The organism is Sphingobium sp. WTD-1, from assembly GCF_030128825.1.
Lineage (GTDB): Bacteria > Pseudomonadota > Alphaproteobacteria > Sphingomonadales > Sphingomonadaceae > Sphingobium.
On record NZ_CP119127.1, the window covers coordinates 3469031 to 3480906 of the forward strand.

Annotated in this window: 10 protein-coding genes, 1 tRNA gene and 1 pseudogene; 7 read left to right on the forward strand and 5 right to left on the reverse strand. The window is 65.9% G+C overall.

What is annotated here, in order from left to right; all coding sequences use genetic code 11:
- Positions 1-1191, forward strand: a complete 1191-nt coding sequence (locus N6H05_RS17155) for a sulfotransferase family protein (RefSeq protein ID WP_284110787.1) — start codon at positions 1-3, stop codon at positions 1189-1191.
- On the forward strand, positions 1188-2204 hold the full coding sequence (locus N6H05_RS17160) for an alcohol dehydrogenase catalytic domain-containing protein (RefSeq protein ID WP_284110788.1): 1017 nt from the start codon (positions 1188-1190) through the stop codon (positions 2202-2204). The genes N6H05_RS17155 and N6H05_RS17160 overlap by 4 nt, the downstream gene beginning before the upstream one ends.
- A gap of 15 nt (positions 2205-2219) precedes the next feature.
- Here N6H05_RS17160 and N6H05_RS17165 read toward each other — a convergent pair whose 3' ends face one another.
- The 4 genes from N6H05_RS17165 to N6H05_RS17180 form a co-directional block, all read right to left on the reverse strand.
- Complete coding sequence (locus N6H05_RS17165; RefSeq protein ID WP_284110790.1) at positions 2220-3356, reverse strand: alkaline phosphatase; 1137 nt, start codon at positions 3354-3356, stop codon at positions 2220-2222.
- 14 nt (positions 3357-3370) lie between these two features.
- Positions 3371-6262: a TonB-dependent receptor gene (locus N6H05_RS17170; RefSeq protein ID WP_284110792.1), complete on the reverse strand. Its 2892-nt coding sequence runs from the start codon at positions 6260-6262 to the stop codon at positions 3371-3373.
- An 83-nt stretch (positions 6263-6345) separates the two neighbouring features.
- A complete protein-coding gene (locus N6H05_RS17175; RefSeq protein ID WP_284110793.1) occupies positions 6346-7248 on the reverse strand; it encodes a FecR family protein in 903 nt (300 codons plus the stop codon).
- Between the two features lie 26 nt (positions 7249-7274).
- Positions 7275-7751, reverse strand: a complete 477-nt coding sequence (locus tag N6H05_RS17180) for an RNA polymerase sigma factor (RefSeq protein ID WP_284110794.1) — start codon at positions 7749-7751, stop codon at positions 7275-7277.
- A 440-nt stretch (positions 7752-8191) separates the two neighbouring features.
- On the opposite strand from N6H05_RS17180, the gene N6H05_RS17185 reads away from it, so the two are divergent.
- The 4 genes and pseudogenes from N6H05_RS17185 (at position 8192) to N6H05_RS17200 (ending at position 9923) form a co-directional block, all read left to right on the forward strand.
- Positions 8192-8545 (forward strand): cupin domain-containing protein, encoded by a 354-nt coding sequence (locus N6H05_RS17185; RefSeq protein ID WP_284110796.1) that lies wholly within the window; start codon positions 8192-8194, stop codon positions 8543-8545.
- A 111-nt stretch (positions 8546-8656) separates the two neighbouring features.
- Positions 8657-8731, forward strand: a tRNA-Asn gene (locus N6H05_RS17190).
- Between the two features lie 27 nt (positions 8732-8758).
- Positions 8759-9082 (forward strand): annotated as a pseudogene (locus tag N6H05_RS17195) (DDE-type integrase/transposase/recombinase); the annotation flags it as partial.
- A gap of 89 nt (positions 9083-9171) precedes the next feature.
- Positions 9172-9923 (forward strand): IS5 family transposase gene (locus N6H05_RS17200; RefSeq protein ID WP_502958939.1). Its coding sequence is split into 2 segments (ribosomal slippage): positions 9172-9498 and positions 9501-9923, totalling 750 coding nucleotides; the frame shifts between segments, so codons are not numbered across the junction.
- 223 nt (positions 9924-10146) lie between these two features.
- On the opposite strand, the gene N6H05_RS17205 is transcribed toward N6H05_RS17200, so the two are convergent.
- The gene (locus tag N6H05_RS17205; protein WP_284110799.1) at positions 10147-11106 is read right to left on the reverse strand and encodes an acyltransferase family protein; all 960 of its coding nucleotides are present in this window, start codon (positions 11104-11106) and stop codon (positions 10147-10149) included.
- An 86-nt stretch (positions 11107-11192) separates the two neighbouring features.
- Here N6H05_RS17205 and N6H05_RS17210 point away from each other — a divergent pair, with 86 nt between their 5' ends.
- The gene (locus tag N6H05_RS17210) at positions 11193-11873 is read left to right on the forward strand and encodes an RluA family pseudouridine synthase (RefSeq protein WP_004212186.1); all 681 of its coding nucleotides are present in this window, start codon (positions 11193-11195) and stop codon (positions 11871-11873) included.
- The last annotated feature ends 3 nt before the right edge of the window (positions 11874-11876 follow it).

Genomic DNA, 11876 nt, shown 5'->3' on the forward strand with positions numbered 1-11876 from the left:
ATGAACGAGCGCTTCGCGCCGCCGCCGCGCTTCCGCGATGCGGCCGACCAGGCCCATGACCTCGCCATCGCACAGGCCGGCAGCGACGATTTCGGCGAGGACAGCTATCGCGAAGGGCTGCGCGTCCTGCTGCTGTCGATGGATCGTGACCCGCGCTTCACCGAGCGGGGGCGCCGCATCGCCTGGGGTAGCATCGTCGCCGCGCTGGCGGCCCGCGCCCATGCCATCGGGTCGATGAAGGACAATCCCGGCTTCGATGCGCAAGCAGTGCTGTGCCCGATCGTCATCACCGGCATCCCGCGCACCGGCACCACCGCGCTGCACAAGCTGATGGCCGTCGATCCCCAGTTCCAGGGGTTCGAAACCTGGCTCAACGCCGCGCCACAGCCGCGCCCGCCCCGCGACAGCTGGGAAGGCCATCCGCTGTTCCGCGACGTCGCGGCGCAACTGGCCTCCCGCTATGCCGCCGTGCCCGATGTCGTCACCGCCCACGCCATGGCGGCGGCCGAAGTGGACGAATGCCTCTTCATCCTGCGCCAAGGTTTCGTCTCCAATTTCTGGAACAGCGGCTGGTATGCGGCGGGCTATGACGCCTGGTGGCAGGCGCAGAGCGAACGCGCCGCTTATGACCATTATGCCCGCGTCGTGCAGCTGGTCGGCTGCCGCGAGCCAAACAAGCGCTGGCTGCTCAAAAACCCCGGCCATATCGCCAATCTCGACCTGCTGTTCGCGGTCTTCCCGGATGCGTCGGTCATCATCACCCATCGCGATCCGGCCAAGGCCGTGCCTTCGCTCTGCTCGCTGCTGATGAAGAGCCATCCGCTGATGGACGAAGGGCCGGCCGACCTGCGGGCACAGATGATGCTGGCGCGCGAGACCGAGAAATGGGCGACCGCCGTGCAGAAGGCGCAGATGGTGGAACAGACGCATGGACAGCAGATATTGCACGTCATCCAGTCCGACCTGCACCGCGCGCCGATGGCGGTGATCGAACGCATTTATCGCTTCGCCGGGATCGATCTGGGCGACGACGTCCGGGCCGCCATGGCGACGCGCATCGCCGACGATCCCGAACGGCAGCATGGCGCCCACCGCTATGACATTGCCGATTTCGGCATGAGCGAGGCGACGATCCGCGCCCGTTTCGGCGCCTATGTCGATCGCTTTGATCTGGCCGGAGGCAGACGATGAAGGCCGCCATCTATCCGGGCGCCGGCCGGCCCATGGTCGTCGAACAATTGCCCGACCCCGTGCCCGGCCCGGACGAAGTGCTGATCCAGGTGCATCGCTGCGGCATATGCGGCACCGACCTGCACATGACGGAGGGTCATGCCTTCCAGTTCCCGGCCGGCACCGTGCCGGGCCATGAATATGCCGGCGAAGTCGTCGCGCTCGGGAAAAATGTCGCGGGCTGGCGGATCGGCGACCGGCTCACCGCCCTGCCCTCCACCGGCTGCGGCCATTGCGAGGCCTGCGCGCGGGGCAATCTGGTCTTGTGTCCCAACGCGCCCGGCGTGATGGGCGGCTTTGCCGACTATATGCGCGTGCCGGCGGCCGTGGCGATCCGCCTCCCCGCCACCCTGTCGCTTGCCGATGGCGCGCTGATCGAGCCGCTCGCCGTCGCCCGCTACGGCCTTCGCCAATCGGATATCGGGCCAAGCAGCCGGGTGCTGATCCTGGGCGGCGGATCGGTGGCGCTCTGCGCGATCTGGTGGGCGCGGCGCATGGGCGCGGCCCGCATCGTCGCCGCCTCCCGCTCGCGCCATCGCGCGGACATGGCGCTCGCCATGGGTGCCGATGCGTTCGTGCCCTTTGGCGAGGGCGAGGAACAGCGTGTCGCCGCCCATCTGGGCGGCGCGCCCGACATCGTCATCGAATGCGTCGGCCTGCCCGACTTTCTGGGTCGGGCGATCCGCCATGTCGGCCAGTTCGGCCAAGTGATCTCGCTCGGCTTCTGCACCGCGCCCGACGCCATCGTCCCGGCCATCGCCGCGCGCAAGGCCGTCACGATGCGCTTTCCGGTCGGCTACACCTTGTCGGATTTCGAACATGTCGCGCGCGAAATGGACCAGGGCCATGCCGACCCGAAAATGCTGATCAGCAGCGAAATCGACCTGCTGGACCTGCCCGCGATGTTCGACGCCCTGCGCGGCCCAAATCGCGAGACAAAGGTGCATGTCCGGCTGGGGCGGGAGGACGGCTGACCCGCCCCGTCCGGCTCAATCCTCCTTCGTCCAGCCCATCGCCTTCAGCATCACGTCGAACAGACGGGTGTTGGCGAAGAAGCCATGGACCTGATCGGCGCCCGGCCCGGCGGCGGCGGCGATCACTTCCTCGCCGGTGTGACTGTCCTCGACACCGATGATCGCATTATTGGCGACCGTTGCCCCCGGCTTTGCGGCGGCGGTCGCATATTGCTGGGCCATCGGCGCGTTGCGCTTGCCGCTGGTCATGCGCAGCCCGAAACTATGGTCGGCGGTGAACAGGATCAGCGTATCCTTGCCCGCGATCGCGCTCACCCGGCGGATCATCTCGTCCATCTCGATCACATGCTTCAGGCCATTTTCCGGCTTGTCGGTGTGCATGTCCCATTCGACCATCAGGAAATAGCCCTTGGGATTGCGGGCAAGCTGGCCGATCGTCGCCTCGACCGCCGGGATCGGCGCATAATCGGCATCGCGCAGCACGGCCGCCTGGCCGCTGCCCCCGACCAGTGCCGGATCGTCCCCGAACCGATAACCCGCCTTGGTGAAGGCCGCTTGCGGGGTGGTGCCGTCCTTGGCGAAGGACGCGACCGCATCGGCCTGCCCCTTGCCGATCAGGATGTCGACGCCATTGCCGAAGCGGGGCGCCAGCATCTGGCGGAAGATCTGGTCCTTGTCCTTGCGCGTGGCGACATGGGCGAAGCAGGCGGCCGGGGTCGCGTCCCAGATCGGCATGTTGGTGACGACGCCGGTCGAAAGGCCGCGCTGCTCGGCATATTCCAGGAAGCTCTTGACCGGGGTGATCGCCCCATCGGCCGCCGGCAGCGCCGATATCATGCCGCTGTTGGTCTTGTGCCCGGTCATGATCGCGCTCATGCCCGCCGCCGAATCCGTCACCCAATTGTCGAGCGCCGAGGTGTCGGACAGGCCGACATGGGGCATGGACTGGATGAACAGCGACTGCGGCCGGTCATGCGCCATGATGCCCGCGGCGTTCAGCGTCGGCACGCCGCCGGCATCGCCCAGGAACAGGATGATGTTGCGCGCCCGTTGTGGCGTGCCCCCATCCTTTGCCCTGTCCTGGGCCTGCGCCGGAGCGGCGGCGAGCATTGCGCCCGCCGCCAGCATGATCCCGATCGATCGCATCGTCATTGCCGTCCTTCCGTTCAGAAACGGGCCCGCACGCCGGCCATCAGCGTGGTGCCATAATCGGTGTAGCCCGCGAAGCGATCGTCCCGGACATATTGCCACTGGACGCCGCCGGTCACGTTGATGCCCTGCACCACGAATGTGACATTGGGCGTGACCTTGTAGGAAATGTCGAAGTCCAGGCTGCCGAACGCCGCGTCGTTATTGGCCGCCAGCCCCGCGCCGCCGACGTCGCGCAGCACCTTGCCGCGCCAGCTATAGCTGGCCCGCGCGCCGACCGGCCCCTTTTCGTAGAAGGCGGTCAGGTTGAAGCTGTCGCCGGCCACGTCGGTCAGGTCGTCGCGGAAGGTGGTGCCGTCGGACAGGGCATAGGTGCCCTTGCTCTTGGTATGGGTGTAATTGGCCTGGAAGCCCAGGCCATCGAACGGCGCCGGCAGCATCTTGAACAGTTGCTGATAGGCGATCTCGATCCCCGCGACATAGGCATTGCCGCCATTTTGCGGCGCGGTCAGGCGATAGATCTGGCCATCCAGGTCGAAATTGCGAGTCTGCTGGAAGACGAAGGTCGTGATGTCCTTGTAGAAGGCGCCACCGATCAGCGCGCTGCCCGGCGCGAAATACCATTCGACCGTGCCGTCATATTGCCAGGCCTCGAACGGCCGCAGTTCGGGATTGCCGCCCACCGCCGTCAGCACGGTCGGGTTGGAATTGATCGTCAGGCGCGGCGCCAGGTCGGCCAGCGACGGCCGGGTGATGACCTTCGACGCGGCCAGATGCATCTGCAGGTTCGACGTGAACTCCGCGACCAGGTTGAGCGAGGGAAGAAAATTCCCGTAATTGCGCTCATAGCTGACCGGCAGCGCCGCGCTGCCATTGTCGGCATAGCCCGACGATGTCTGGCGGGTATGGGCATAGCGCAGGCCCGCGTCGCCCCGGATGGTCATGCCGCCCAGCGGCAGGCTGAACTCCGCCATGCCATAGCCGCCGATGATCCGTTCATCGATGGCATAGCTGTTGCGCCGGTCGCCACGGGTCAGTGGCGCGTCGAGCAGCGCCTCCTTGCCGGTCGCCGCGTCCCAGAAACGGTCGGGATCGGGCATGACCCAATTCGTCGGCAGATTGCCGCCCACGCCGCTCAGGAAATCATCGACCGGGAAGGCCTCGAAATAGCTATCGTCGAAGCGCTGGCCGGATATGCCACTGGTGAAGTTAATGTCGCGACGGTTATAGGTCCGGTCGCGCTTTTCATATTTGGCGCCGAAGCGCAGCGCCTGCACCACGCCGCTCAGCTCGCGCGTCACGTCGAAGGTCGCGGCCCGCTGGCGATCGAGCGAGTCATTGACGCGATATTCGATCCGGCGGCCGGGCAAGGTGGTCGATTGCGTCAGGTCGGCGGTCAGGAACTCCAGGTTCGGCAACCGCTCGCCCACCTTGCCATAGTCGAATGCGACCTGGCCGACGCTGCCGAGCAGGCGGGTGCGATAGATGGGCGTGGGCGTATTGGAATAGGCCCGGCCCAAGCTCGCGTCGGCGGCCAGCGTCCAGCCATTGGCGGACCATTTGGCGTTCGCGCCGATCAGCCAATTCTCATATTCCAGCCGCGACGTCTCGCGACCGATCTGGGTCGAGGTAGTGACGGTCGCGGCGGTCAGCACGCCATTTTCGATCACCGCCGTGCCCGGCACGATCGCGCCCGGTGTGGTCGCGGAAAAATCGGTCGAATAGGTCAGCTCGTCATAATCGATGTTGAGCCGGCTCCACAGGCCATCGACATTCAGCTCGAACCGGTCGTCGGGCTTCCACTGGATCGCGCCGTTCAGGCCGATGCGGTTGCGGTTTTCGCGCTCCAGCGTCGGGCGTGTGCTGGTCGGCACCAATATGGTGTCGCTGTCCAGCGTGCCGTCGCCATCCGCATCGATCCGCCCGTCGGCCCAGCCGACGCCGGTGACACGGTCCTGCCGCGTGGTGCGTTCGTCATAGACCGCCGCGATCAGCGCGCCGAACGTGCCCTCCTCATTGACCCAGCTGGCCATGCCCGACAGGCGCGGATCGACCGTATCGGCCAGGCGCGGCGAACTGGCGGTGGCGGACAAAGCCAGCACCGGCTTCTTGAGGTCGATCGGACGGAAGGTCTGCAGGTTCACGATCCCGCCGATCCCGCCCTCGGCCAGGTCCGCGCGTGGGCTCTTGATGACTTCGACCGCCGACATGAGTTCGGACGGCAGCGTGTCGAAGCGGAACTGGCGCCCGCTCTGGCCGCTGTCGCGCACATTCTCGTTCACCGCGGCCGACCGGCCATTCAGCGTAACGACCTGGAAATTGGCGCCCAGACCGCGGATGCGGACGAACACGCCTTCGCCGCGATCACGCACGATCGACACGCCGGGCACGCGCTGCAGCGCTTCGGCGATGTTCTGGGCGGGGAATTTGCCGATATCCTCGGCCTTCACCACGTCGACGACATTGGTCGCCTTGCGCTTTTCGGCCAGCGCGCCGGACAGGCTGGCGGCATAGCCGGTGACGATGATGTCGGGCGCGACTTCGCCGCCGCCGCTGGCCACTGTCTCCTGCGGCTCGGCCGCCGCCGCCACGATCAACAGCGCGCCATTGCCCTGCCGCCGCACCGCCAGCGGCTTGCCCTGGATCAGACGCTCGACCGCGACCATGGCGTCCATCCGGCCACTCAGCGACGGACCGCTCATCCCGGCCACCAGCTGCGGCGCGAACAATATGTCGGTGCCGGTCTGGCGCGCCAGCGCCTCCAGCGCGGTCCCCAGCGGCTGCGCGGCGATCTGGACGGTCGCCTGGCGCTGCTGCGCCTGGGCCGGAACCGCGTAGAAGGCGGCAAGAGCGGCGCCCAGCACCAGAGAGCGGCGCAAAGTGCGCGAAGAAGAAACGGTCACGATCATCCCCCGTGGACAGCGGCAGAAGGCGCCGCGCCTCCCCGACGCGCCAGCAGGATTTTACCCCACCCCGGCGTCGGCCATTTTTTTCAGCCGCCCAGCAGCACCCGGTCGTCAACCTGGCGGACGGGCACGGACAGCAATTGCGCCAGTGCCTGGCCCAGCGCGACATTGTCGCCCATCCGATACATGCCGCTCACCCGCAGCGCGGCGGTGGCGGGATCGGCAATCACCAGCCGGGTCAGGCTGTAGCGATTGGCCTCCGCCGCCACCGCATCCAGCCGGTCGTCATGAAAGGCCGCGCGGCCGCTCAGCCAGGCCTGGGTGGTTTCGACATCGGGCCGATCAAGCTGCACGACATCGGCGGCATCGGTGCGGATGCGTTGTCCGGGCGACAGGCTACGTTGCCCGCCGGCGACCGCGACATCGGCCTGTCCCGCCAGCGCCGTCATCGCCAGCCGGTCATCACTGTCGCGCCGCACATCGAACCGGCCGCTGCCGGCGACGAAACGCCCCCGGCCGGCATCGATCGCAAAGGGCACGGCGGACGGCCTTACCGTCAGCGCGACGCGCCCCCGTTCCAGCCACAGCCGCCGCCGGCTGGCGCTCGCCAGCACCCGGACATCGGTATCAGCATCCAGGAACAGGGCCGATCCTTCCGGCAGGGTCAGCCGGCGCTGCTCGCCGATGGCGGTGCGATAGCGGGTGCCCGCCATTGCCGTCTGCATGATCGCCATGCCGCCGCCGCCCACCACCAAAGTGCCGGCGCAGGCCGCCATCATCCGTCGGCGCGAAACGGGGCGTGCAGACGCCGGCGCAGGACGCGTCGCAGCATCCGTGCCGGGCACCAGCGTCCAGATATCGGTCGCCCGCTCGAAATCGGCCGCATGCGCGGGATCGGCGGCGATCCAGGCGCGAAAGGCCTGCTCGTCGTCCACCGCCCGTTCGTCCGCATTCAGCCTTGCAATCCACTCGGCGGCGGTCCGGGCCATGGGGCGCTCACCGGGCATGTCGGGGCTCACCAATCCTTCGTCCATTCGCCAAGGAAGCTCATCGCCCTGGCCATATGTTTCTCGACCGCGCTCTGGCTGATGTCCAGCCGTTCGGCAATTTCGCGATATTTGAGATTGTCGATCCGCTGCAGCAGGAACACCTCGCGGGTCCGTGGCGGCAACTGGTCGATCCCCTCCGACACGCGCCGCAGCCGCGCCTGTGCCATCAGCGCCTCGTCCTGCAACGGCGCGCCGTCGCGCAGCAATGCCAACGCATCCTCGCCGTTCGCCGGCCCGCGCACCTTTTCCCGCCGAAAGCTGTCCTTCGCCCGGTTGACCGCCGCCCGGACCAGAAAGGCTTCCTCATTGTCGGGCCGTTCGGGCCGGGCCGCCATGCGGACATAGGCATCGTGCAACAGATCCTCGCTGTCGGAACGCCGGGTCATCCGCTCGACCTGCGCCAGCAGCCCGGCCCAGCCGGTCCATAGCCGCCGCGATGGCATATGCGTCTGTTCTTGCGGATGATCGCCCATGGGCACGGCGACCTATCGTCATCGATAGTCAGTTTGATGACCGAACGATTGCAACGCGATGACAGGTGTGCGCCAGTTATGATGCTGACCTACAAACCATTTTCAGGCAGCCTTCCGCATATATTTCACGTCACCCAGGGCCAGCGCCCACACGGCGGCCGAACGTGCAGGACAGCGCGCTACATAGGCGTGGAGCAAGGGGCATCTTCCGGGAAGGCCTGGCTCCCGAAATTCAATGCGTTGCCGATCAGGATATGGGCAGCAGTGACCATATCACCGACGGCAATCGGCAACTCATAGTTCTGGGCTTCCCCAGCCCTGACGAGCCATCACCATACCGGTGATCGCGCAGTGCTCCTGTCCAGAAAAATCACTATATCGCCAGCTCGATGATCAGGCATGATGCCCTGATGACCATTCCCATTTCACGCGTCAGCAATCTGCTGGATATTCCGGATATCGCAACACGGGATGAGCGTTTCGAAGATGTGCTGCGCCTTCCGGGCGTAAGAATCGAGCGGATCATTTCGCACGGCCACACGACCCCGGCCGACCAGCCCTATCTCCAGTCATGGGACGAATGGGTAATGCTGCTGACGGGAACTGCAGAGTTGGAACTCGATGGTATCGGCCACTACAGCCTGCGCCCCGGTGACCATCTGTTGATCCCCGCAGGTATCGCCCATCGCGTCACCCACAGCGATCGGGCCACAATCTGGCTCGCCATCCATATCGGCGAAAATTGCAAAGCATCATCTTCATAATGCCCGACTTTCCGAGGAGGCCGGGATTTTTTGCGGGATAGCAACAACAGCGCTTGCCATTTCGAAAAACCCGCTGCATATGCGCCACCTGCCCGGCGCAAGCGGGGCTGCTCCCCGATAGCTCAGCGGTAGAGCATTCGACTGTTAATCGAATGGCCGTAGGTTCGAATCCTACTCGGGGAGCCACACTTTTTCAGCCCTAAGATTCCGAATGGCTATTCCCGAATCTATACCCTGCGCCAGCGGGAGGGATGATTGGTGCACCACAAGCGAGTTTATCGGCTTTACCGGGAAGATGGCTTAAGCCTTCGGCTCAGGCGTTCTCGTCGCAACGTCAGCGATGTGCGCCGCGGGCAGCAACCGGCGGCATCGGCACCGAACGAAATGTGGTCGATGGACTTCGTATCGGACGAGCTCTCCGATGGTCGGCGCTTGCGGGCGCTGACAGTGGTCGACGCTTTTACGCGCAAGGCGCTGGCGATCGATGTCGCCCCGGACATCAAGGGCGAGCAAGTGGTCCTGACGACGATGCGTATCACATCGCCGCTTAGGGTCAAAACCTAACCATCCACTTGAGATAGCTTCGCTTTCCTGATTCAACGGGTTGGTTGATGAGGGAGGTGGCGATGGCGTTGTTCTGGCTTTCGGACGAAGCATGGGCGGCGATCGAGCCGCACCTGCCCAAGAACCAGCCCGGTGCGAGACGGGTCGATGATCGTCGGGTGATCTCTGGCATCGTGCACGTGCTCAAGGTTGGGTGTCGCTGGTGCGACTGCCCGGTCGAGTACGGGCCATCAACGACAGTCTACAACCGCTTCAATCGATGGTCGCGGCGGGGCTTCTGGCTCAGGCCGCTCGACGCGCTGGTCAATGCCGGGGTGGTTGCGCGAAGCACCGCGATCGACAGCACCTACATCAAGGCCCAACGCGCAGCGTTCGGTGGAAAAGGGGGCGCTCGACGCAAGCGATCGGCCGTTCGCGCGGCGGCTGGACGACCAAGGTCCACGCGCTTACCGACGTCATCGGCCGTCCCTATGCGCTAATGCTGACGCCCGGCAACGTCAGTGACGGAAAGGCCGCCCCCGCGCTACTCGAACGCGCCGGGCGGATGCGCTACCTGCTGGGCGACAAAGGCTACGATGCCGACCGGCTGCGTCGCTCACTGCGCGAGGGTGGCGTCACTCCCGTCATTCCCGGCCGCCGCAACCGCAAACGCGCCGTCCGTTACGACCAGCAACGCTACCGCGGCCGCCATTTGATCGAGAACGCCTTCTGCCGATTGAAGGACTTCCGCCGTATCGCCACACGATATGATAAGCTCGCCGCCAATTTCCTCTCAGGCGTCGCGCTCGCCACCGCCGTGGCCTTCTGGCTCTGAACGAGTCTGAACCCTAGAGGCCCTGATGCCGACCGTCCGGTTCCGGCAGCTGGCGACCAGAAACAGTCTTCACCTTCATTGTCACCCTGTACATGTTTCAGGGGCCATTCCGCGTAACAGACCAGTGGCTTGTTGGGCCTGACGGATGTTGCAACAAGTTCGGCATGACGTCGGGCGATGGCAGGACACCACCTTTTCTGACCCGCGGTAGCTCCTTCCCCCGCTACAACATCCAGCGGCTGAGGCGGGGCGACTGGCAGATGAGGTGCCACAGGGCGAAGGGCGCCAGCAGGGCGAGCGCGAGCAGCCAGGGCTTGGCCAGATAGGGCGTGCCATAATGGATGATCGCGACGTGCAGATACATGATGACCAGTGACGCCCGGCCGATCGCGGCGAGCGGGCCTGCCACGGGCGCGATCCGGGCGGACAGGCGGAAGAGCAGCAGCGACGTCGCGACACCCGATCCGATCGAGAGCAAGGGCCAGCCATAATCGGCGACCTTCATGTTGAGCGTCGGCAGCCAGCCGGCAAGGCCCGCCAGCGCGAGCAGCCCGAGCGGCACGATCCAGAGATTGCGCCAGTGCAGCCGCGGCCAGAGCGCGCCGATCCAGAGCAGGACCATCGCCATCGGCACGCTCAGCAGGCCGAGCGGCGAGGCCTGTGTTGCATGGCCGATGCCATAGGCGAGCAGCAGCATCGGGATCAGCAGCAACGCCCAGCGCCGGTCGCGCGGATCGGGCCAGCGGTTGAGCGCGAGGTTGAACAGGATGCGCGCGATCATCAGGCAGGGCACGAACCAGAAGATGGTATAGGGGCCACGCAGCCAGTAGCCGCCGAGCAGGATCGGCAGCAGATCGCGCGGCCATTGGTGGAAGATCGGCAGATTGCCCTTGGCCGGTTCGATGATCTGGTCCGCCAGGATCAGCAGCGCCAGGAAGATCGCATAGGGGCGCATCTGGCCGAGCAACTGGCGCCGGGTGAAGGGCCCGACAGGGTGCGGGCGCGAGAGCATGCCCGACAGCAGGAAGAAGAGTGGCATGTGGAAGCTGTACATGGCGTCGCGCAAGGGTCCGCGCGTCCAGACATGGCCGACCACCACGGCGATGATGCCGATGCCGCGCGCGACATCGACCCAGTCGAGCCGCTGCGGCGCATGTTGATAGGCAAGGCCCCTATTCTCCATCGGTTCCACGCCCTATAGGATGCGACGTGGGCGTCAATCGCCCAGCCAGATTACCCGGACGCCAGATTTCCCGATCGGATTGATATTTGACCCTGCTTAGCGACAAAGTGCTGTTCATCGATGGCGAGGCCATCATCCTCGACAAGCCGGCCGGCCTGCCGGTCGACGCGCCGCGCGACGGATCGATCAGCCTTGAAAACCACCTCGCCTCGCTGACCTTCGGCTTCCAGCGCTGGCCGCTGGCGGTCCACCGGCTGGACCGCGACACCAGCGGCTGCCTGCTGCTCGCCCGCAATCCCAAGGCGCACAAGCGCTTTGCCGCCGCGTTCGAGGCCGGCACGGTCGAGAAGCGCTATGTCGCGGTGCTGGAGGGCGTGCCCGAGGCGGACGAAGGCACGATCGAATTGTCGCTCAAGAAGGTGAGCACCCAGGCGCAGGGCTGGCGTATGATCGCGGCGAAGGCGGGCAAGCCCGCCGTCACCCATTGGCGCAAGCTGGCGGTGAAGGACGGCCGCGCGCTGATCGCCTTCACGCCGGAAACCGGCCGCACCCACCAGATCCGCGTCCATGCCCAGCATGGGCTGGGCTTCGGCATCGTCGGCGACCCGGTCTATGGCGACGGACAGGGCGCGATGCTGCTGCACAGCCGCTTCCTGAGCGTGCCGCGTGGCGACAACAAGCCGCCCGCGCAGGCGACCGCACCGCTGCCGCAGAGCTTCGTCGACGCAGGTTTCGGCCCCGAGATATTGGAGGAAGCCGGGCTATAAGCC